The 21442-nt window shown below is 62.3% G+C and carries 22 protein-coding genes and 3 pseudogenes; 7 read left to right on the top strand and 18 right to left on the bottom strand.

The window, feature by feature from the left end; genetic code table 11:
- Position 1 precedes the first annotated feature (1 nt).
- From ACP7CJ_RS19590 to ACP7CJ_RS19600, 3 genes are read left to right on the top strand one after another with little or no spacing between them, the layout of a single operon-like run.
- Complete coding sequence (locus ACP7CJ_RS19590; protein WP_426120560.1) at positions 2-1114, top strand: ATP-binding protein; 1113 nt, start codon at positions 2-4, stop codon at positions 1112-1114.
- Positions 1083-1742: a response regulator gene (locus ACP7CJ_RS19595; RefSeq protein WP_046383903.1), complete on the top strand. Its 660-nt coding sequence runs from the start codon at positions 1083-1085 to the stop codon at positions 1740-1742. The genes ACP7CJ_RS19590 and ACP7CJ_RS19595 overlap by 32 nt, the downstream gene beginning before the upstream one ends.
- Positions 1743-2486 (top strand): PAS domain-containing protein, encoded by a 744-nt coding sequence (locus tag ACP7CJ_RS19600; RefSeq protein ID WP_276197487.1) that lies wholly within the window; start codon positions 1743-1745, stop codon positions 2484-2486. It abuts the gene before it with no gap.
- 141 nt (positions 2487-2627) lie between these two features.
- Here ACP7CJ_RS19600 and ACP7CJ_RS19605 read toward each other — a convergent pair.
- From ACP7CJ_RS19605 to ribBA, 6 genes and pseudogenes are all read right to left on the bottom strand, one after another.
- A pseudogene (locus ACP7CJ_RS19605) lies at positions 2628-2711 on the bottom strand (flavin reductase family protein); the annotation flags it as partial.
- Positions 2712-2827: 116 nt separating this feature from the next.
- Complete coding sequence (locus tag ACP7CJ_RS19610) at positions 2828-3982, bottom strand: ABC transporter ATP-binding protein (RefSeq protein ID WP_426101173.1); 1155 nt, start codon at positions 3980-3982, stop codon at positions 2828-2830.
- A 17-nt stretch (positions 3983-3999) separates the two neighbouring features.
- Entirely contained in the window at positions 4000-4809 is an 810-nt protein-coding gene (locus tag ACP7CJ_RS19615; protein ID WP_426101175.1) for an ABC transporter permease, read from the bottom strand.
- Between the two features lie 6 nt (positions 4810-4815).
- Positions 4816-5733 carry an ABC transporter permease gene (locus tag ACP7CJ_RS19620; protein ID WP_426101177.1) on the bottom strand — a complete coding sequence of 306 codons (918 nt, stop codon included), beginning with the start codon at positions 5731-5733 and terminating at the stop codon, positions 4816-4818.
- Positions 5730-6755, bottom strand: a complete 1026-nt coding sequence (locus ACP7CJ_RS19625) for an ABC transporter substrate-binding protein (RefSeq protein ID WP_426101179.1) — start codon at positions 6753-6755, stop codon at positions 5730-5732. Before ACP7CJ_RS19625 ends, ACP7CJ_RS19620 begins: the two co-directional genes overlap by 4 nt.
- A 226-nt stretch (positions 6756-6981) precedes the next feature.
- Positions 6982-8091 carry a bifunctional 3,4-dihydroxy-2-butanone-4-phosphate synthase/GTP cyclohydrolase II gene (ribBA, locus tag ACP7CJ_RS19630; RefSeq protein ID WP_426101181.1) on the bottom strand — a complete coding sequence of 370 codons (1110 nt, stop codon included), beginning with the start codon at positions 8089-8091 and terminating at the stop codon, positions 6982-6984.
- Between the two features lie 68 nt (positions 8092-8159).
- Here ribBA and ACP7CJ_RS19635 point away from each other — a divergent pair, with 68 nt between their 5' ends.
- Complete coding sequence (locus ACP7CJ_RS19635) at positions 8160-8453, top strand: DUF1330 domain-containing protein (RefSeq protein ID WP_247407894.1); 294 nt, start codon at positions 8160-8162, stop codon at positions 8451-8453.
- Positions 8454-9325: 872 nt separating this feature from the next.
- On the opposite strand, the gene ACP7CJ_RS19640 is transcribed toward ACP7CJ_RS19635, so the two are convergent.
- The 10 genes and pseudogenes from ACP7CJ_RS19640 to ACP7CJ_RS19685 form a co-directional block, all read right to left on the bottom strand.
- The gene (locus tag ACP7CJ_RS19640) at positions 9326-9889 is read right to left on the bottom strand and encodes an NUDIX hydrolase (RefSeq protein WP_276193550.1); all 564 of its coding nucleotides are present in this window, start codon (positions 9887-9889) and stop codon (positions 9326-9328) included.
- A gap of 2 nt (positions 9890-9891) precedes the next feature.
- Positions 9892-10644, bottom strand: coding sequence for a GntR family transcriptional regulator (locus ACP7CJ_RS19645; RefSeq protein ID WP_276193549.1), 753 nt, complete (start codon positions 10642-10644; stop codon positions 9892-9894).
- A 23-nt stretch (positions 10645-10667) separates the two neighbouring features.
- Entirely contained in the window at positions 10668-11057 is a 390-nt protein-coding gene (locus ACP7CJ_RS19650; protein ID WP_247407889.1) for a carboxymuconolactone decarboxylase family protein, read from the bottom strand.
- Positions 11058-11070: 13 nt separating this feature from the next.
- Entirely contained in the window at positions 11071-11556 is a 486-nt protein-coding gene (locus ACP7CJ_RS19655; protein WP_426101183.1) for a flavin reductase family protein, read from the bottom strand.
- A 12-nt stretch (positions 11557-11568) separates the two neighbouring features.
- Entirely contained in the window at positions 11569-13050 is a 1482-nt protein-coding gene (locus ACP7CJ_RS19660) for an aldehyde dehydrogenase (RefSeq protein WP_426101185.1), read from the bottom strand.
- Positions 13047-13880 (bottom strand): alpha/beta fold hydrolase, encoded by an 834-nt coding sequence (locus tag ACP7CJ_RS19665; protein ID WP_276193546.1) that lies wholly within the window; start codon positions 13878-13880, stop codon positions 13047-13049. The genes ACP7CJ_RS19660 and ACP7CJ_RS19665 overlap by 4 nt, the downstream gene beginning before the upstream one ends.
- A 41-nt stretch (positions 13881-13921) precedes the next feature.
- Entirely contained in the window at positions 13922-14512 is a 591-nt protein-coding gene (locus ACP7CJ_RS19670; protein ID WP_065905755.1) for an amino acid synthesis family protein, read from the bottom strand.
- A gap of 266 nt (positions 14513-14778) precedes the next feature.
- Positions 14779-15315, bottom strand: a pseudogene (locus ACP7CJ_RS19675) (methyl-accepting chemotaxis protein); the annotation flags it as partial.
- 324 nt (positions 15316-15639) lie between these two features.
- Positions 15640-16722, bottom strand: a pseudogene (locus ACP7CJ_RS19680) (HAMP domain-containing protein); the annotation flags it as partial.
- A gap of 132 nt (positions 16723-16854) precedes the next feature.
- On the bottom strand, positions 16855-17745 hold the full coding sequence (locus tag ACP7CJ_RS19685) for a bestrophin family protein (protein ID WP_276193544.1): 891 nt from the start codon (positions 17743-17745) through the stop codon (positions 16855-16857).
- A 179-nt stretch (positions 17746-17924) separates the two neighbouring features.
- On the opposite strand from ACP7CJ_RS19685, the gene ACP7CJ_RS19690 reads away from it, so the two are divergent.
- Positions 17925-18188, top strand: a complete 264-nt coding sequence (locus ACP7CJ_RS19690) for a hypothetical protein (RefSeq protein WP_426101213.1) — start codon at positions 17925-17927, stop codon at positions 18186-18188.
- On the top strand, positions 18185-18943 hold the full coding sequence (locus tag ACP7CJ_RS19695) for a Fic/DOC family protein (RefSeq protein WP_426101187.1): 759 nt from the start codon (positions 18185-18187) through the stop codon (positions 18941-18943). Before ACP7CJ_RS19690 ends, ACP7CJ_RS19695 begins: the two co-directional genes overlap by 4 nt.
- A 45-nt stretch (positions 18944-18988) precedes the next feature.
- Here ACP7CJ_RS19695 and ACP7CJ_RS19700 read toward each other — a convergent pair whose 3' ends face one another.
- Entirely contained in the window at positions 18989-19324 is a 336-nt protein-coding gene (locus tag ACP7CJ_RS19700; protein WP_426101189.1) for an ArsR/SmtB family transcription factor, read from the bottom strand.
- 53 nt (positions 19325-19377) lie between these two features.
- Between ACP7CJ_RS19700 and ACP7CJ_RS19705 the strand changes: the two genes are divergently transcribed.
- Positions 19378-20469, top strand: coding sequence for an NADH:flavin oxidoreductase/NADH oxidase (locus ACP7CJ_RS19705; RefSeq protein WP_426101191.1), 1092 nt, complete (start codon positions 19378-19380; stop codon positions 20467-20469).
- Between the two features lie 231 nt (positions 20470-20700).
- Here ACP7CJ_RS19705 and ACP7CJ_RS19710 read toward each other — a convergent pair whose 3' ends face one another.
- Positions 20701-21423 carry a FadR/GntR family transcriptional regulator gene (locus tag ACP7CJ_RS19710; RefSeq protein ID WP_426101193.1) on the bottom strand — a complete coding sequence of 241 codons (723 nt, stop codon included), beginning with the start codon at positions 21421-21423 and terminating at the stop codon, positions 20701-20703.
- Between the last annotated feature and the right edge of the window lie 19 nt (positions 21424-21442).

Raw genomic sequence — 21442 nt, forward strand, 5'->3', positions numbered from 1 at the left:
AGTGCGAACACGACCGAAGGGCTGGCCGCTCTGGTTGGGGCCTGTGCGCCCCGAACAGGCGCGTAGCGTGCGCAGGCTGCTGGCCGGGTTGCCCCTGCACGCTGACGGTGCCTTGTCGGGTTTTCTGGACCGTTTCGACGCACTGCTGCCCGCTGGCAGGCTCAATTTGATCCTCGGCGGCGAAGACCTAGGCCCGACGCGACGTGGCTTGATCGAGGGCTGCCAGGGCGTGGCGCACTGCCCCTGGCGCGACGCGAGTGCGATGGACACGCCCCAGGCCTGCGGCCCTTGCCGACAACGGGGGGTGCACCGATTGGTGTGCGCCTTGCCCGAGGGTGAAAAGGGCGCGTTACTGCTCGATACCCCCAGACGGGCCGGTGCCAGTTGGCGTCAGTTGCTGGAGGAAGCGGCGCACGCCGTGGCGGTCACCGTGCGTCTGCGCAGCGACAACCGTGAGCAGCAGCGCAGACAGGCAACGTCGCGCCACGGTGCGCTGGCCCGTGAGTTGCACGATTCGGTGGCGCAGCAGTTGGGTTACCTGGCATTCCAGGCCCACGGCTTGCAGTCACAGTTGGGCGCGCCCGTCCTGCAGGACCTCTGCGCCGGCCTGAGCCAGTTGCAACGCCAGGTGCGCGAGCTGATCACCAGCGCACGCCTGACCATGGACGGACGCTCGTTGCGCCAGGCCTTGGCCGACTCGGTCGCGGAGTTTTCGCGGCGCTGCATCATCGTGTTCGAGTTGGACAACCGCCTGGCCGACGATGCCCTGAGCCCGGAAACCGAGTTGCAGATCCTGCAGATCGTGCGCGAGGCCCTGGCCAATGCGGTGCGCCATTCCCACGCGCGGCATGTGCGTATTGAACTGCGCCAGACCCAGGACGGCGATGCCTCGGTGTCGGTGGAGGACGATGGCATCGGCTTGAGCCCGGCGTGCGATGAGCAGAACCATTTCGGCCTGGCAATTATCCGCGAGCGCGCCGCCAGCATCGGCGCGCGGCTGAGCATTGAAGCGATCCGCCCGCACGGCGTACGCGTGCACCTTGGCCTGCGCCGCCACCACGACCTGCCACAAGGGAGTCTCGATGGACTGCACGACCTTATTACTGATCGATGATCACCCGCTGTTTCGCAAAGGCCTGGCGCAACTGTTCGATGCCAGCGACGACTTCGAAGTGGTGGGGCAGGCGGCCAGTGGCCGAGAGGGCATCAACCTGGCCGTGAGCCTGACGCCGCAGCAGGTCCTGCTGGATCTGCACATGCCCGGCCTCAGCGGCTTGCAGGTGCTGGACGAACTGCGCCAATTGCGCCTGGACTGCCAGGTGGTGGTGCTCACGGCGTCGATGGACCGCGCCGAATTGCTCAGCGCCTTGCGCCTGGGCGCCAGCGGTTACGTGCTCAAGGAAACCGAGCCCGAGGCATTGCTGGCGTATATGCGCAACTGTCACAAGGGCGCGATCATGCTCGACTCAACTCTGATCGCCTTGCTCGCCGACCCGGCCGAGCCCAGGCCACACGGCGAGACGCCGGGCGGTGAGAACCTCACCGAACGCGAAGGCCAGACCCTGGCGCTGATCGCCGCCGGCATGAGCAATAAACAGATCGGCAGGGAACTGGGGATCAGCGACGGCACGGTGAAAATCTACGTGCGCAGCCTGTTGCAGAAACTCAACCTGCATTCGCGCCTGGAGCTGGCGGCCCGGGTACACAGCGGCGCGTTGCTCAAACACGAGGAGCGTCATTAGATGAGGGAAAGCCCTGACGCTTTGGTACAGACACCGCCCGCGTACCCGATGGATTGTTTTCCCGCCGCCTTGCTGCACCTGCGCGACAACGGCCAGATCGCCCACTTCAACCTGGCCTGGGCCGAGTTGATGGGCGCGCCGGGCGCGGAGCGCAACCTCGTCGACTACGTGCACCAGGAAGACCGCCCGCTGTGGCGCCAGGCCTTGCATGAACTGCGCCGACGCCCCGAGACCTCGTTCAACCAGCGCCTGCGCTTCGTGCATCCGTGCGGCGAGCTGCGCTGGTTCGAGATCAGCCTCAAGCGCGGCCCGCAGGGCTTCTACCTGGTGGCCGGGGATGTCACTGCGCACAAGCGCCGCGAAATCGCCTTGCTAGCCAGCCAGCGCAGCAGCATGAGCTTGCTCGACAGCATGCCAGGGCTGATCTATCGCGGCCGTAACAACCGCGACTGGACCATGGAGTTCGTCAGTGCCGGCTGCCTGCAATTGACCGGCTACCCCGCCGAGCGGCTGGTGGACAACCATGAATTCACCTACAACAGCCTGATCCTGGCCCAGGACGCCGACTACGTGTGGCGCGAGGTGCAATATGCGTTGTCGCGCCATGAACCGTTCGAGCTCAATTACCAGATCCGCTGCGCCGACCAGTCGATCAAGCATGTGTGGGAGAAGGGCGTGGGGATCTATGCCGATACCTGCGAGGTGCTGGGCATCGAGGGGGCGATTTTCGAGCGTAGGATTTAACGGGTAAATGCAGTTAAAAAATGTGGGAGGGGCGGTGCGACGATTCGACTTGCTCCCGATGGCAGTGGATCAGTTACAAACAAGCTGACTGACCCACCGCAATCGGGGGCAAGCCCCCTCCCACAAAGTTTTGTGTGTGGCTTAGGCCGGCATGGGCAGGGCGCCCATCTTGCCGTGGCAATACACCAGTGGCCCGGCGTTCTGCTGGGGCACGATGAGGTTCTCAAACTGTGGGAGGGGGCTTGCTCCCGATAGCGGTGGGTCAGCTACAGATAAGTTGACTGTTCCTCCGCTATCGGGAGCAAGTCGAACCGTCGCACCGCCCCTCCCACATGGGTGACTCAATGAGCGCCGGCGGCCTTGTTCAGATCGCTTTCGGCCCACTCGGTGTACACACAGGCATCCGCCGTAGCCCAGCGCACGCGCACCGGGTCGCCGGCCTTGAGCGGCATGCCGGCGGCGGACAATGCCTTGACCGTCATCGAGGTGCCGCCCAGGGTTTTCACGCTGCAGGTCTGGCTTTCGCCGAGGAACAGCACTTCGCCGACGATCGCCGACACCTCATTCCAACCGGCGGCCAGGGGCTGCTCGGCGGCCTGTTCGACGCTCAGCGCCAGGGCTTTTTCCGGGCGCACCATCAGCAGCACATCCTGCTTGGTGCGTAGGCCGCCGGTCAGGCGGATCGACAGGGATTGGCCTTCGAACGACGCCACCGCGTTGCCCTGGGCCTTGAGCTTGAGGAAGTTGGAGTTGCCGAGGAATGAGGCGACAAATGCGTTCGGCGGGTTCTGGTACAGGTCGAAACCGCTGCCCAGGCCGACGATCTTGCCATGGCTGAAAATCGCGATGCGTTGCGACAGGCGCATCGCTTCTTCCTGGTCGTGGGTCACATAGACGATGGTGATGCCCAGGCGCCGGTGCAGTTGGCGCAGCTCGTCCTGCAAGTCTTCACGCAGTTTTTTGTCGAGGGCGCCGAGGGGTTCGTCCATCAGTAGGATGCGCGGCTCGTACACCAGCGCCCGGGCGATGGCGACGCGCTGTTGCTGGCCGCCGGACAGTTGCGACGGGCGGCGATGGGCGAATTGTTCCAGCTGCACCAGCTTGAGCATGGCGTCGACGCGCTTCTCGCGCTCGGCGCTGGCCAGTTTGCGGATTGCCAGGGGGAAGGCGATGTTGTCGCGTACCGACAGGTGCGGGAACAGCGAGTAGCGTTGGAACACCATGCCGATGTCGCGCTTGTGCGGCGGTACGTTGACCAGCGATTGACCACTCACCAGGATCTCGCCGCTGCTGGGCGTTTCAAAGCCGGCGAGCATCGACAGGGTGGTGCTTTTGCCCGAGCCGCTGGAGCCGAGGAAGGTGAGGAATTCGCCGTCCTTGATGTCCAGCGAAATGTTGTCCACGGCGCAAAATTCGCCGTAGTACTTGTTCAGGTTGCGCAAGCTGACCAGGGGTTGGCCCGGGTTCTGCGCGGCATCTTGGATCACTGCACTCATGTTCTGCTCCTGGGCGCTCAAGCGCGGGTTTCTGTGCGCCGGCGAACGGCGGCGGCGATGACCATGACCAGCACCGAGAGGCCGATCAGCAACGTCGAGGCGACGGCGATCACCGGTGTCAGGTCCTGACGCAGGGTGGTCCACATTTTCACGGGAAGGGTTTGCAGGGTCGGGCTGGCCATCATCACGCTGAGCACCACTTCGTCCCATGACACGAGAAAGGCGAACAGCGCACCGGCCACCATCCCCGGACGAATCGCCGGGAAGGTCACCTTGAACACCGCCTGCAGGCGCGACGCACCGCAGATCACCGCCGCGTCTTCAATCGACTGATCGAACAGCTTAAGCGAGTTGATGATCGAAATGATGGTGAACGGCAACGCGACAATCACGTGGCTGACCACAAAGGCGAACATCGTGCCGGTGTAGCCGAGCTTGAGGAACAGCGCGTACACCGCCACGGCGATGATCACCAGCGGCACGATCATCGGCAGGGTGAACAGGCCGTAGAGCAGCTCGCGGCCGGGGAAGCGCCCGCGCACCAGGGCAAATGCCGTGGGCAGGCCCAGCGCTACGGCGAACACGGTGGTCAGCACGGCGACCTTGAGGCTGGCCAGCGCCGCGCTCATCCAGTCGGCGTTGGAGAAGAACTGGCCGTACCATTTCAGCGTCCAGCCCGGTGGCGGGAACACCAGCCATTGCGACGAGCCGAACGACAGCAGCACGATAAACACGATCGGCAGCAGCAGGAACAGCCCAATCAAACCGGTGGTGGTGTAGAGGCCCAGGCGCATCCTGCGGCTCATGGCATTCGGAGTCAGCAGCATGACGGCTTACCTCGCATTGCTCGCGCCAACCGGGGATTCCGGCTGAAGTTTCAGGTAGAAGTAGAACAGCACCAGCGTGATGAAGATCAGCAACGCGGCACCGGCACTGGCCAGGCCCCAATTGAGGAACGATTGCACCTGCTGGATGATGAACTCGGGCAGCATCATGTTCTGCGCACCGCCGAGCAGCGCCGGGGTGACGTAGTAACCGAGGGACATCACGAACACCATCAACCCGCCGGAAAACAACCCCGGCCGGCACAGCGGCAGGAACACCCGGAAGAAGTTGGTCCACGGGCTCGCGCCGCAGATGGAGCCGGCCTGCAGGATCATCGGGTCGATGGCCTGCATGGTCGCCTGCAACGGCAGCACGATGAACGGGATCATGATGTAGCTCATGCCGATCACCACACCGGTGAGGTTATGCACCATCTCCAGGGGCACATCGATGATGCCCAGGGCCATCAGCGCCTTGTTGATGACCCCGGAGGCTTGCAGCAATACCAGCCAGGAATAGGTGCGGGCCAGCAGGCTGGTCCACATCGACAGCAGCACGATATTCAAGATCCAGCGGCCCCAGCCGCGTGGCACCAGGGTAATCGCCCAGGCCAGCGGGAAGCCCAGCAACAGGCTGAACAGGGTCACCAGGCCCGCCACCGAAAAGGTGTTGAGCATTACCCGGGCGTAGGCCGAGTTGGCGAACAGCTGTTCATAGTTGCCCAGGCCCGGCACCGGTTCCAGTACACCGCGCAGCAACAGCCCGATCAGCGGTGCGAGGAAGAACAGGCCGAGGAACAGCAGGGCCGGGATCAGGTTGCCCGCCCCCCGCCAGCGCTGGGCCAGGGACGGCGCTACGGTTTTGCTGCAAACCGCGCCGGCAGCGCCGAGGGCGCTCCCGGTCGGTGTGGTTGCCGTCATTTTCATTTGACTAGCCATTCATTCCACCGTGTCGCAATGGCCGAACCGTTCTTGGCCCAGTAGGCGAAATCGAGGGTGATCTGGTCCTTGGCATACGCCGTCGGCAGGTTGGACGCCAGGACTGAATCCAGGCGCTGCACGCTGTCGATATTCACCGGTGCATAGGCGGTCAGGTTGGAGAAATCGGCCTGACCCTTGGCGCTGCTGGCACTGGCCAGGAACTTCATCGCGGCGGCTTTGTTTTTGGTGCCCTTAGGCACGACGAGGATGTCGGCCATGACCAGGTTCTGCTTCCAGCTCACGCCCACCGGTGCGCCATCTTCCTGCAGGGCGTGGATGCGACCGTTCCAGAACTGGCCCATGCTGACTTCGCCGGAGGCCAGTAGTTGCTGCGACTGCGCACCGCCGCCCCACCAGACGATGTCTTTTTTGAGGGTGTCGAGTTTCTTGAAGGCGCGGTCCAGGTCCAGGGGGTAGAGCTTGTCGGCCGGTACGCCGTCGGCCAGCAGGGCCAGTTCGAGCACGCCAGGGCTGGGCCATTTGTAGAGGGCGCGTTTGCCGGGGTAGGTCTTGGTGTCGAACAGCGCGGTCCAATCCTGGGGTTTGCCGGCGCCGAGTTTGCTTTCGTTGTAGCCCAGCACAAAGGAGAAGAAGAACGAGCCGACGCCATGGTCGGAGACGAAGCGTGGGTCGATCTTGTCGCGCTGGATTACCGAGAAGTCCAGGGGTTCGAGCAGGCCTTCGGCGGCGGCGCGCAAGGCGAAGTCGGCCTCGACATCCACCACGTCCCACTGCACGTTGCCGCTTTCGACCATGGCCTTGAGCTTGCCGTAGTCGGTCGGGCCGTCCTGTACAACGGTGATGCCGCTGGCCTTGCTGAAAGGGTCGGCCCACGCCTGCTTCTGCGCATCCTGGGTGCTACCGCCCCAGCTCACGAAATTCACGCTTTCGGCCGCCAGGGCCGCGTGACTGGCCGTAGCCAATAAACCCGCGAACAGCACAGCGGTTGCACGTTTGTTCAACACCATTTTCACGCCCTCATTTGTTTTGTTATTGAGCGGGCTTGGTAATGCCCGCCTATCGGGAGCAGTAGGTCCATCCGAGCCTCTAATCGAGACCCAAAAGGCGACCGTGCCAAGGGCTGTTATTGGTGCTGTCCCTGGCGGGCGCACTTGGCGAAAGCGTTCGGTCTATGGAATATCATATTATGGTATTCCAAACTTTGTGCAAGCATTTTGCCTTACCGGTTATCCGTCATTCGGTGAAGGGAATGCTCTCGACGACCTCCAGGTCGTAGCCGGTCAGCCCAGCGTATTTCAGGGGCGGGCCGAGGTGACGCAACTTGCCGACGCCCAGATCCTGCAATATCTGCGCCCCGGTGCCGACTTCCGAATAAATCCGCGACTGCGAACGGTTGAACTGGCGCGGTGCCTGGGTCAGTTGCGGTACGCGCTCCAGCAGCGCCTGGGACGATTCATGATTGGCCAGCACCACCACCACGCCACGGCCTTCGGCCGCGACGCGTTGCAGGGCGGCCCACAGCGTCCAGTTGGACGGACCGTTGTACTCGGCGCCGACCAGGTCGCGCAGCGGGTCGATCACATGCACGCGCACCAGCGTAGGTTCATCGCGGCGCAACGGGCCCATCACCATGGCCATGTGTACGCCACCGTCGATGCGGTCTTCAAAGGTAATCAGGCGGAACGTGCCATGCACCGTGGGCAGGTCGCGTTCGCCAATGCGCACCACGGTGCGTTCGGTGCTGAGGCGGTAGTGAATCAGGTCGGCGATAGTGCCAATCTTGATCCCATGCTTGCGCGCGAAGATCTCCAGGTCAGGCCGGCGGGCCATGGTGCCGTCGTCGTTCATCACTTCGACGATCACCGAGGCCGGTGTATGCCCGGCCAGGCGGGCCAGGTCACAGCCGGCTTCGGTGTGGCCGGCGCGGGTCAGCACGCCGCCATCTTTGGCGCGCAACGGAAAGATATGCCCCGGCTGCACGATATCGGCAGGCCCCGCGTTGACGTCCACGGCCGCCGCCACCGTGCGTGCGCGGTCAGCGGCAGAGATCCCGGTGGTCACGCCGCTGGCCGCTTCGATGGACACGGTAAACGCGGTGCTGAACGCGCTGCCATTGCTCGGCACCATCTGCTCCAGGCCCAGGCGCTGGCAGTGTTCGTCGGTGAGGGTCAGGCAGATCAGGCCACGGGCTTCGCGGGCCATGAAACTGATAGTCTCGGCGGTGCAGCACGCTGCTGGCAGCAGCAGGTCGCCTTCGTTTTCCCGATCTTCGTCGTCCACCAGGAGCACCATCTTGCCTTGGCGGTAGTCTTCGATGATGTCTGCGATGCTGTTGAAGGACATGTTGGGTGCTCGATTTATTGGTTGTATGTATTATGGTATACCACAAAACCAGGCAAGAGGATGTCACGATGAAGGCCTATTGGATTGCCCATGTAGATGTGTCCGATGCAGAGCAGTACACGCAGTACACCCAGCGCGCCCCGGCGGCGTTTGCGAAGTTTGGCGGGCGGTTTCTGGCCCGGGGCGGGCGCAGCGAAGCGATGGAAGGCGGGCCGGCACGGCAGCGTAACGTGGTGATTGAGTTCGATAGCTACGAGCAGGCGGTGGCGTGTTACGAATCCGCCGAATATCAGGCGGCGAAGGCCCACCGTGAGGGCGTGGGGCAGGCGCAGATCATCATCGTGGAAGGGCTGGCACCCTAGTTTTTTCAAGTGTAAATCGATTCAAATGTGGGAGGGGGCTTGCTCCCGATAGCGGTGTGTCAGCCAACGGCGATGTTGAATGTGCCATTGCAATCGGGGGCAAGCCCCCTCCCACATTGGGTTCGGTGGTGTGGATTAGGCTGCGTTGCAGCGCCCTGGTTTCGACGATGAGCAGGGCTGATTCGTGGCTGAATAAACGCGCTTCAAACTGTGGGAGGGGCTTGCCCCCCGATAGCGGCGTGTCAGTCAACGACGATGTTGAATATGCCATTGCCATCGGGGGCAAGCCCCCTCCCACATTGGGTTCGGTGGTGTGGAGTAGGCTGCGTTGCAGCGCCCTGGTTTCGACGATGAGCAGGGCTGATTCGTGGCTGAATAAACGCGCTTCAAACTGTGGGAGGGGGCTTGCTCCCGATAGCGGTGTGTCAGCCAACGACGATGTTGAATGTGCCACTGCCATCGGGGGCAAGCCCCCTCCCACATTGGGTTCGGTGGTGTGGACTAGGCTGCGTTGCAGCGCCCTGGTTTCGACGATGAGCAGGGCTGATCCGTGGCTGAATAAACGCGCTTCAAACTGTGGGAGGGGGCTTGCTCCCGATAGCGGTGTGTCAGCCAACGACGATGTTGAATGTGCCATTGCCATCGGGGGCAAGCCCCCTCCCACATTAGGTTCGGTGGTGTGGAGTAGGCTGCGTTGCAGCGCCCTGGTTTCGACGATGAGCAGGGCTGATTCGTGGCTGAATAAACGCGCTTCAAACTGTGCGAGGGGGCTTGCCCCCGATAGCGGTGTGTCAGCCAACGACGATGTTGAATATGCCACTGCAATCGGGGGCAAGCCCCCTTCCACATTTGAACCGAGTTCAGTTTGAATATCAGCGGATGAAATGGATCTTGCCGCTGTCGTCATTGCCGATGTAGATGCCATACACCCCGGCCTGGCGTTCCTCGATGTAGCGTTCGAGGATCTGCCGGATCGCCGGGTAGTAGATGCTGTCCCAGGGAATGTCCTCGGGTGCGAAGAACTGATAGTCGAGGGTTTCCGGCCCGAACTGGCCGGTGATCTCCAGCGCAATGGCGCGGAAGATGATGTACACCTCGCTGATCTTCGGCACGCTGAAGATCGAGTAGGGCGAGAGGATCTCCGCGCGCACGCCGCTTTCTTCCCAGACTTCGCGCAACGCCGCTTGTTCAGTGGTCTCGCCACCTTCCATGAAACCGGCCGGCAGCGTCCAGGTGCCGGGGCGCGGTGGGATCGCCCGTTGGCACAGCAGGTACTTGCCGTCCTGCTCGATGATGCAGCCGGCGATGATCTTGGGATTGATGTAGTGGATATAGCCGCAACCGCGGCACATCAGGCGCTCATGCGTATCGCCCGGTGGCAGCTGGTGACCGAGGTCACTGCCGCCGCATGTGGGGCAAAAGCTTGGCCTGAACACGGTCAGTGACCTATACGCGGTTCTTTGAGGGCGATGGGCAGGGTGATCTCGGGGATCTTGCCGGTCTCTTCCTGTTTGCGCTTGAGGTAGTCCAGGGCCACGGCGGCTGCCGCGCGCACGTGGTCGACGCAGGCCTGGTGGGCGGCGAGCGGGTCGCCGCTCTTGATCGCCTGGACCATGCGTTCCATTTCCTGATTGCTGGTGCCGCGACGGTTTGCCTGGGACACCGACGTGGCGCGCAGGTAGCTGATGCGCGCCTGCAATTGACGCAACTGGGTGGCGGCCACGTGGTTGCCGGAGCCTTCAAGCAACACGTCGTAGAAACCCTGCACCGAATCGATGACCTGTTGCAGTTCGCCGTCCTTGAGGGCCTTGCGGTTTTCCTCCAGGGCTTTTTCCAGGGCCTTGATGTCCTTGGCCTTGGCGCGCAGGGTGAACAGCTGCACGATCAAGCCTTCGAGCACGCAGCGCAGCTCATAGATGTCGACGGCGTCGGCCAGGGTAATGATCGCCACCTGGGGGCCCTTGGCATCGGCGAATTCCACCAGGCCTTCGGACTCCAGGTGACGCAAGGCTTCGCGCACCGAGGTGCGGCTGACGCCGAGGCGGTCGCACAGGTCGCGCTCCACCAGGCGGTCACCCGGCAGCAGCTGGAAGTTCATGATGGCGCTGCGCAGTTTCTCCAGCACGATTTCGCGCAGGGTGATCGGGTTGTGATTGACCTTGAAGCTGTCGTCGAGTGGCAGGCGTTTCATGGGGGCTGCTCTGAATGGGACGGTTAACGGGAGGCCTCGGCATCGGCTTCGGCGAAGGCTTCCCGGGCCAGCCGGAAGCTGTCCACGGCGGCGGGAACCCCGCAATAGATGCCGACCTGAAGCAGAATTTCGCGTATTTGTTCACGACTTAGCCCGTTACGCAAGGCGCCGCGCACATGCAGCTTGAGCTCATGGGGCCGATTGAGGGCCGAAATCATCGCCAAGTTTATCATGCTGCGTTCTTTAAGCGACAAACCCTCCCGGCCCCACACATGGCCCCAGCAGTATTCGGTGACCATCTCCTGCAGGGGGCGGGTGAAGTCGTCGGCGTTCTCGATCGAACGCTGCACGTAGGCCTCGCCCAGCACCTGGGTGCGGATCTTCAGCCCCTGCTCATACTTTGCGTTGCTCATTGCACACAGCTCCTCAGGCCAGGGTGGGCAGGGGGCCCAGCTTGCCTTTGTGATAGATCATCGGCGTGACCGGTTGCGCGGGCAGGATCAGGTTCTTCACGGCGCCGACGATGATCGCGTGATCGCCGCCGTCATACTCGCGCCACAGCTCGCACTCGATGATCGCCGTGGCGTTGGCCAGCAGCGGGTTGCCCAGCTCGCTCAAGTGCCACTCGATGCCCTTGGCTTTTTCCTTGCCTTTGCTGGCGAAGGCGTAGGCTTCGGCGGTCTGGTCGGCGGACAGCAAGTGAATCGCAAAGCGCTTACTGTCACGCAGGATCGGGTAGGTGTCCGATGCATAGTTGGGGCAGAACAGCACCAGGGCCGGGTCGATCGACAGCGCGCTGAACGCGCTGGCGGTGATGCCGACGATGCCGCCGTCCGGGTCGAGGGTGGTGACCACCGTGACCCCGGACGGGAACGAGCTCATGACGTCTTTGTATATGCCGGGTTCGATCATGGTTGTGGACTCTTAACGCATCACAAAGGGATCAGGCATGGGCGCCTGGGAGAGGTTGATCCACACGGTCTTCAGCTCGGTGTAGGCGAGCACCGAATCGATGCCGCTTTCGCGTCCGTAGCCGCTGTTCTTGAAACCGCCGATGGGGGCCATGGCCGAGACCGCGCGGTAGGTATTGACCCAGATGATCCCCGAACGCACATCGCGCGCCAGGCGGTGGGCGCGCCCGAGGTCGCGGGTCCAGATGCCGGCAGCGAGGCCGAACTGCGAGTCGTTGGCGATGGCCAGTGCTTCGGCTTCGTCCTTGAAACGGATGACCGAGGCCACCGGCCCGAACACTTCCTCTTGCATGATCTTCATCGAGTTGCGGTCGCACTCGAACAGCGTTGGCTCATAGAACCAGCCTTCGCCGAGGTTCTGCGGGCGTTTGCCGCCGGTGCGCAGGCGTGCGCCTTCGGCGATGGCGTCCGCCACCAGGCCTTCGACCACGGCCAATTGCTGCGCGGTGGCCATGGGGCCCATTTCGCTGGCGTCGTCTTGCGGGTTGCCGATGCGGATGCGTTGGGCGCGTGCTACCAGGCGTTCAACGAATTCGTCGTAGATAGTGTCCTGCACCAGCAGGCGCGAACCGGAGACGCAACTCTGCCCGGATGCCGCGTAGATGCCGGCGATTGCACCATTGATGGCGCTGTCGAGGTCGGCGTCGGCAAAAATGATATTCGGCGACTTGCCGCCCAGTTCCAGGGAGAGTTTGGCGAAGTTCTCCGCGCTGCTGCGCACCACATGTCTTGCCGTGGCTGCGCCGCCGGTAAAGGCGATCTTGCGCACCAGCGGGTGGCGGGTGAGGGCGGCGCCGGTGCTGGGGCCAAAGCCTGTGACCACGTTGACCACACCCGCTGGAATGCCGGCTTCGAGGGCCAGGCGCGCCAGTTCCAGGACGGTCGCCGAGGCATGTTCCGACGGCTTGATCACGATGGTATTGCCCGCCGCCAGGGCCGGCGCGAGTTTGATCGCTGTCAGGTACAGCGGGCTGTTCCACGGAATGATCGCGGCAACTACACCCATGGGTTCATGCACGGTGTAGGCGAACAGGTCTGGCTTGTCCAACGGCAGGGTGCCGCCTTCGAGCTTGTCGGCCAGGCCGGCGGTATAGTGGAAAAACTCCGGCAGGTAGCTGACCTGACCACGGGTTTCGCGGATCAGCTTGCCGTTGTCGCGGCTTTCCAACTGGGCCAGTTGTTCCTTGTTCTCCGCGATCAGGTCACCCAGGCGGCGCAGCAGTTTGCCCCGCGCGGTAGCCGTGAGGCCACGCCAGGCGGGGCTGTCGAAGGCGCTTTGCGCGGCCTGTACGGCGCGCTCCACGTCGGCTTCGTCGGCGTCGGGCAGTTGCGCCCAGGGTTCGGCCAGGGCTGGGTTGAGGCTGTCGAAGGTCTTGCCGGACAGGGCATCGACCCATTCACCGCCGATGCACATCTGGAAGCGTGCGAGTGTCATGCAACGATCCCCTTAATGGGAGTGTTTTGGGCGTACACCGTGTCGAGGAACCCCAGCAGCAACTGGTTGACCAGGCGCGGTGACTCTACCGGCATCATATGCCGTTGCTCGGCCAGCACCGCAACGGTGGCGCCGGGAATACGATCGGCCAGTTGCCGGGCCATGTCCGGGGTCGAGCCGGGGTCGAGTTCGCCGGTGGCGACCAGGGTCGGTGCGCGCAACCCCGCGAGGTCGTCGGCACGGTACATGTCCTGGGTCGCAAACAGTTCATAGGTGGTCAGGTAACCCTGGGGGTCGTTGCCCGCCAGGGTTTCACGCAGCGCGGCGATCTGCGCCGGGTTGGCCGCCTGGTATTCACGGCTGAACCAGCGCGACAGTGCGGCTTCGGCATTCGCGTCCGGGCCGTGTTCGGCGGCCTGGGCGGTACGTGCGATCACGCCGGCACGCTGTTCAGGGCTGCGGTTGAACACACTGTTGAGTACGACCAGGCCCCGCAGGCGCTCGGGGTAATGCAAGGCAAACGCCCGTGCGACCAGGCCGCCCATGGAAAAGCCGATCACGCTGGCCTGGGGCAGTTGCAGGTGGTCGAGCAGTTCCAGCAACTGGTCGGCATAGCCGAGCAGCGGGGTGTCGGCGGCCGGGCGCGGGCTGGCGCCATGGCCGAGCATGTCATAGGTGATCACGCGGTAATTCGTGGCCAGGCCAACGACTTGCCCGCCCCACATTTCTTTATTCAGGCCCACGCCGTGGATCAAAACCACAGGCTGGCCTTGGCCGGTCGCCAGATAACTGGTGCCAGCCGGGGTGCGTTCAGCGGTGAGCCGAATCATGGAGCGCTCCTGCATGCTTTTTGTTGGGGGGCCGGTCTTGCTTACTGGGCTTTTTCAGCCGCCAGCTCTTCCAGGTCGATATAACGGTTGCCGATGCGCGGATGCAGGCGGCCGCCATCGGCGCAACCGAGTACCACGACGATTTCGTCGGCACGCGGCGCATCTTCGATCTGCATTTCCAGGGTGATGTAGTGCGAACGCAGGCCTTCGTCGTCCTTGTGCATCATCGGGATCTGGATCGACGTGCCCGGGCCGCCGCGCTTGTTGGTAAAGCTCAGGTAGCTCTTGGCCTTGACCGCCTCACGGTAATGGTTGCCGAAGCGCAGGGTATGGATGATCGCGCTGGCATGTTCGATCTCGCCGTCGGCACCGACCACTGCCGCCTTGCCGTAGGCCTCGATTTTTTCCGCACCGCCGATGATGCCCACCAGGCGCTCGACCATCAGCGCGCCGAGGTCGGAGCAGTTGGCACGGATCTCAGGCTTGAGGTCTTCGACGAAACCACGACCCAGCCAAGGGTTTTTCAGCACCACGGCCAGGCCTACCATGGTCACCGGAGTGTCCGAGGCTTTGCCGCCTTCGATAAAGGTTTCTTCTACGTAGCTGACGATCTTGCGGATTTCGAAACTCATGGGCTGCTCCGTCTGGTGTGAGAGGTCTGCGTATGATGGTATACCATAATACGAGAATCGCAATAGACGTCAGCGCGTTCGAATGATCAGCGGTTGTGCGCCGGCCTCATCTGCGGATGCGGACATTGTCGCCAAGCTGGCGGGGTGTGCTGGAGTGTGCAGATGTACCTCAAGGCGACCGGCTGCGCGGCTGAGCTCAAGGTGGAGGCTTGCGTGGGGTAAGCGGCAGAGGCGGTGAGTGGCTCACCGCCTTGCATTGGCGGGGGTTAGAACTTGAAGCGGCCTACCAGGCCCTTGAGCTGACCGGAAATATCCGTCAAGCGGCCAGAGCCGGTCTGCGCCGAGTGGGCAAAGTCTTCCACTAGCTGGGCATCGGCGTGGATCTGCGCGATGTGCCGGTTGATCTGTTCGGCGACCTGGTGCTGTTCCTCGGCGGCGGTGGCGATTTGGGTGTTCTGGTCGCGGATCGAGTCCACCGAGCCTTGGATCTTGTCGAAGCTGTCGCGGGCCTGCTGGATGCGTTCCACGCTGGTTTGCGACACCTGCAGGCTGCCCTGCATCTGCAGGGTGACTTCCTGGGTGCGGCGCGCGAGGTTGCCGAGCAGGCTGTCGATCTCGCCGGTGGAGTCGGCGGTGCGACGGGCCAGGGCGCGGACTTCGTCGGCGACCACCGCAAAACCTCGGCCCTGGTCACCGGCGCGCGCGGCTTCAATCGCCGCGTTGAGCGCCAGCAGGTTGGTCTGTTCCGCGATCGAGCGGATGGTGTCGAGGATGGTGTTGATGTTCTTGCTGTCCTGCTCCAGCAACTGCATGGTCTGGGTCGATCTTTGCAGTTCTTCGCTCAATTTGAGCACGCTGCCGGTGGCTTCGCCGATATGCTGCTGGCCGTCATGCACGTCGCGGTAGCCTTCGTCGGCACTCGACGCGGCGGCGCTGCAGGAGCGTGCGACTTCGTTAGCGGTGGCGAGCATTTCGTTGAACGCGGTGCTCACCAGTTCCACGGCTTCACGCTGGCGGCCTGCGGCCTGGTTCAAGTTGTTGGCCACTTCGCGGGTGTCGGCGGCAGCGGTTTGCAGGTCGGATGAAGCACTGCCGATGCGTTGCACCAACTGGGCGATCATGCCCAGGAACTGGTTGAACCAACCGGCCAGGCTGGCGGTTTCGTCCTTGCCTTGCACCTTGAGTTGACGCGTGAGGTCGCCTTCACCTTCGGCGATTTCTTGCAGGCCGTCGGCGACGCCGCGAATCGGGCGCACGATCATGCTGGCGAAGCTGGCGCCGACAATCGCGAAGACCACGGCGAGTGCCGCTGCAATGGCCGCGATCAGCCAGGTCAGACGCGTGGCGTCGGCCATCACTTCGTCGCGCTTGATCAGGCCGATAAAGCGCCAGCCCAAGTCTTTGGAACTGACCACGTTGGCCATGTAGGCCACGCCATCGATATCGACTTGGGTCACCCCGTCGCCGCGCTTGGCCAGCTCGGCGTAGTTGGTGCCGAGTTCGGCCATCGGCTTGAAGTTGTGCTTGGCATCACTGGGGTCCACCAGCACGTTGCCGTTGGCTTCCACCAGCATCAGGTAGCCGCTGTCGCCCAGCTTGATGTTGCGCACCAGCTCGGTGAGCTGCTTGAGCGAGACGTCCAGGCCGACCACGCCGAGCAGGGTGCCGCCGGCGTCGACCACGGTGTGGACCGTGCCGATCAGCACCACATCGTCCGGCGCCCAGTAGTAGGCCCCGGTCCGCACGGTGGTGCCCGGTGCGGCCACGGCGGCTTTGTACCAGGGGCGCACGCGCGGGTCGTAGTTGTTCAGTTTGGTGTCGTCAGGCCAGCTCGCATACCCGCCGTCGCTCAGGCCCAGGGACAGGTAGGCGGTGCTCGGATGGCTTTTGGCGAACTGCTCGAATATCGCCAGCAGCTCTTTATTGGTCGGTGTCAGCGCGATTTGCGCGGCGTCGGCACCGGCGTAGCTCTTCAGCTCCTTGGCCGCGACAATGCGCGGGTCCTTGGCCACGTACTCGACGTTTTGGCTGATGCCGTCAAAGAACTGCTTCATGCCGTTATCGATCTGACGGATCTCGCGGCCACTGCTGTCGAGGAAATTGGCCAAAGCCGCCTCGCGCAGGTTCAGCACCACCAGCACTGCCACCAAAATAACTGGCAGGCACGCGATGGCCGCAAACGCCCAGGTCAGCTTTTGCTTGATATTCATGACTTCTCCCGCGGGTATTTATAGTTTTGGCAAGGGGAAAACAGTAGCGTCGCATGTGTTTTTATGAGGGGTGCGGCCATGCGTACCCCTTATATCGACCGCCGGGGCACGCACTTGAGGCCCTGGGTGCGTTCAGCCGATACGGTCGCCACCCAGCGCATCGCGCTGCATCGACTGCAGGTTCTTCTCGATGGTCTCGCAGATGGATTCCATCTGGATCTGATGTTCGCTGGAGTGAAACGGGCTTTGCAGGTCGGTGCCGATGCGTTCGATGGCCAGCAGCATGAAGCCCACCACCGTGGACGCCAGCGGGGTGAACCAGCCCAGGGCTTCCACCAGGCCCACCGGTACGATCAGGCAAAATAGCGAAATGAACAGGCGCGGGAAATACACGTAAGGGTAGGGCAGCGGGGTATTGGCGATGCGTTCCATGCCGCCCTGAGCGTTGGACAAATCCACCAAGGTCGACTCCAGCCGCGCCAGGCGAATACTGTCCAGGCGCCCGGCCTTGTACTCCTTGGCCAGCAGCGCCGCCGAGCCGGTGAGGATGTCATTGGCAAAGTTGTTGGTGGCGCCGTTGCGCGCAAATTCCTCGGCCGGGATAAACGCCCGCACCTCATCGGGGCACGGCAGGCCCTTGAGATGGGAGGCCAGGCAGTTCACGTAGGCCACATGGCGGCGCAGCAGGGTGGCCTTGACCGGGTTCGCGTCGCTGCCAAGGTCATCCAGCAGCGTCAGCACCTGCCGCGCGAAGCTGCGCGAATTGTTAACCATGGCGCCCCATAAGGTGCGCGCTTCCCACCAGCGGTTGTAGGCACTGCTGTTACGAAAACTGATCAGCACCACCAGCGCTGAGCCGAGCAAGGTCAGGGGCATCAGCGGCAGGTTGATCTTGGCGGTGAGAAACAGCATGAAGTCCACGGTGACGGCGACGTCCCACAGCAACAGCCAGAACAGGGCCCAGCCGACATACCCCATGGTTTTGATGATCAGGCGGTATTTTTCGATGATGGCGGCTTTCAAACGGAGACCTCGCGGCGAGCGATAAGCAACAGTGCCTAAGCTCGGACGGTGGTTTGCGGTGAAAGGTTCGGCGGCGGGGGCAACGCATCGGATCAAATCAATGATTGCACCCGTCGAGCGGGGTAGAGAGCAAGGACCACCGCCATGCTATGCTCGAAAAGCTCACTGAGGGATTTCAAATGACGAGTACAACCGATGTCAGTATTGCCAGCAAAGTGCGCAGGCTGGCTAAAGCGCATCATGTCACCGCCGAACGTGACAGCATCAGCCGAATGGCGGTTGCTATCACCGGACTGGCTGGCGATGTGGTCGAATTGGATGGCGTGGAGCAGTTATTGGTCAACCTTAAGCGCAAGGGTATTTTGAGCAAGTCGGAAACCCTCGCACTTCAGGGCAGTTATCTTCAGGAGAAGCGCCGCGCCAAGAAGAAACTCAGCGCATGAGTTTTGATCCTTTTGGAGACTTCGACACCGCTGGATATCTTCAGAATGCGTTACAGCTTAAAGATCCTGTAGAGGTCAAGGAATCCGAGCATCTCTCGTTTGAGCTGAGCATGGAAGATGCACTGGGTTATTTGGCCAGGAAAAAACCGATTGATTACAAGTCGGTGCTCAAAGTACACCAAATCTTGTTCTCTGATTTCTATCACTGGGCGGGTAAAGATCGAAATGATCTGGTGCCGCATCTTGCCGTATTCAAGGCTTTCCACGACGATCCTCGGCATACTGTCTTTGAGCATCCGGGCTCGATCAAACGCTCGATTGACTATGCGCTTGAACTGGCGTCGAACAAGAAACGCTTTAGAGAACGCCCTGGCGATGTGATGGGGCAATTAGCATTTGCGCACCCTTTTCTTGATGGTAATGGGCGCACGATTTTGCTTGTTTTCATGGAACTTTGTTATCGAGCAAAGTTCGCTATTGAGTGGTCGAAAACGAGTAAGGACGATTATCTTCGCGCACTTAGCGAAGAGATTGGGGCACCCTTCAAAGGGCATCTGAATAACTACTTGAAACCCTTTGTTGTCGATATCGCCCACCGTGATGAATGGCCTGGGATGATAGGTGGCATCAAGGGGCTGGATGGTCTGGATAAAGAAGGGATAACTTACGAAAATCTAGACAATCCAGAGGTTCAACAGATCTACAAAGCCTATCGAGCGCAGATGATCGATACGCTCCCGCCCGCAAAAAAATAGAGTAGTGATGTAATGCTCTCGGATCAGTTGTACTGATCCTATCGTTTACCGCTGAGCCAAAATGCTCGCCAGCAACCCAGGAAAGCGCGCCTCAAGCACATCCGCGCGCAGCGAATTCATATGAGTGGTGCCGACGCTGCGGGTGTGGACCAGCCCGGCATCGCGCAGCACGCGAAAGTGGTGGGACATGCTGGATTTCGGCCGCCCGCCGTCCAGTTCGCCGCAGGTGGCCTCGGGTACGCCGGCCAGGCAGCGGACGATTTCCAGGCGCACCGAGTCGCTCAAGGCGTAGAGCACGCGTTCGAGGGTCAGGTCTTGCTGGGCGGGGTGTTTGAAGGCTCGCATAAAACAAATGATAACAGGGCTGGCGTTGAATACCATAGTTCGAATACCATCGAACTATCGAATCATTCACGTGCCCCTGGAGGTTCCCGATGGCTGCTTTGTTTAAACCCTACACACTTAAAGACGTGACCTTGCGCAACCGCATCGCGATCCCGCCGATGTGTCAGTACATGGCCAACGACGGTATCGTTAACGACTGGCACCACGTTCACCTGGCCAGCATGGCCCGTGGCGGCGCCGGTTTGCTGGTGGTTGAAGCCACCGCAGTGTCCCCTGAAGGCCGTATCACCCCCGGTTGCGCGGGTATCTGGAGCGACGCCCACGCCCAGGCGTTCGTGCCGATGGTCAAGGCCATCAAGGCAGCAGGCGCGGTGCCGGGCATTCAGATCGCCCATGCCGGTCGTAAGGCCAGTGCCAACCGCCCGTGGGAAGGCGACGACCATATGCCGGCTTCCGATGCACGCAGTTGGGAAACCCTCGCGCCGTCGGCCATTGCGTTCGGCGCCAACCTGCCTAACGTGCCGCGCGCCATGACCCTGGACGACATCGCTCGCGTGCGCCAGGATTTCGTCGACGCCGCCCGCCGTGCCCGCGACGCCGGTTTTGAATGGATCGAACTGCACTTTGCCCACGGCTACCTGGCCCAGAGTTTTTTCTCCGAGCATTCCAACCAGCGTAACGATGCCTACGGCGGCAGCTTCGATAATCGCAGCCGTTTCCTCCTGGAAACCCTGGCTGCTGTGCGTGAGGTCTGGCCGGAAAACTTGCCGTTGACCGCGCGTTTCGGCGTGATCGAATACGACGGCCGTGACGAGCAGACCCTGACCGAATCCATCGAGTTGGCCCGTCGCTTCAAGGCCGGTGGCCTGGACCTGCTGAGCGTCAGCGTCGGCTTCACCATTCCCGACACCCAGATCCCGTGGGGCCCGGCGTTCCTGGGGCCGATCGCTGAGCGCGTGCGCCGCGAAGCCGGTATTCCGGTCACGTCGGCGTGGGGGTTTGGCACGCCGCAACTGGCGGAAGGTGCGTTGCAGGCCGGGCAGGTGGACTTGGTCTCGGTGGGGCGGGCGCACTTGGCTGACCCGCATTGGGCGTACTTTGCCGCCAAGGAGCTGGGGGTAGAGAAAGCATCCTGGACCTTGCCTGCGCCGTATGCCCATTGGTTGGAACGTTATCGCTGAGGTAGCCGCTCAGCAAGACCTGTGGGAGATGTTGAGCCCCGGCGAGGCCGCGATAGTGGTGGGTCAGGCAGCAACAATGCTGGCAGAACCACCGTCATCGAAGCCTCGCTGGGGCTCGACATCTCCCACATTTGATCTCCAGGGCTGACAGAAAGTGTTCCTGCGCCCCCACCTTGTGGGTGCCGTCGAGCCCCACATTTGATCTTCATGGCTGTCGAACGAGGGTGGGGCTTACAACGGCGTCAGCACATTCATCACCGTATCCAGCGCTACCCGCGTGTCGTCCAGTTGCACCAGCGAAGCATGCCGGGCGCCGAGGGCGTCGCGGTTCTGGATCGCGGTGAGGATCGCCTTGTGGCGGGGCAGGCTCAGGCCCTGGATATCCGGGCGGCGGTTGGTGATATTGATCGACTCACGCAGCGGCAGCGACAGCATGTTGCACATGTACGCCAGCAGGTCGTTGCGCGTGGCGTCGGCAATGGCGCGGTGAAAGTCCAGGTCGGCCTGCAGCAGCGCCTCGTGGGTCTGCGCGGTTTCCATGCCGAGGTAGGCTTTTTCGATGGTGGTGATGTCTTCGTCGGTGGCCGTGGTCGCGGCCATGGCGGCGATTTCCGGTTCGAGGATGCGCCGCACACCGGCCAGGGTGTTGAAAAACTCGCTATGGGGCGTGGACTGCATCAACCAGGACAGTACGTCCGGGTCGAGCAGGTGCCATTTCAGCCGTGGCCGCACCACTGCGCCCACCCGTGGCTTGGAATACACCAGGCCCTTGGCGCTGAGCACTCGCGTGGCCTCACGCAACACCGAGCGGCTGACCTTGTACTCCTCGCAGAGCGTGGCCTCCATGGGCAGTCTTTCTTCCGGCTTGAAGCGGCCGGAAACGATGTGCATGCCCAAGTCCTGGACGATCTGGGCATGCATGCTCTTGCGCGGCTTGGACGGCTGGTGATCCATAACGACAGGGATGCTCTGG

This window comes from Pseudomonas sp. PSPC3-2 (genome assembly GCF_049897085.1).
Taxonomy (GTDB): Bacteria; Pseudomonadota; Gammaproteobacteria; order Pseudomonadales; family Pseudomonadaceae; genus Aquipseudomonas; species Aquipseudomonas paraveronii.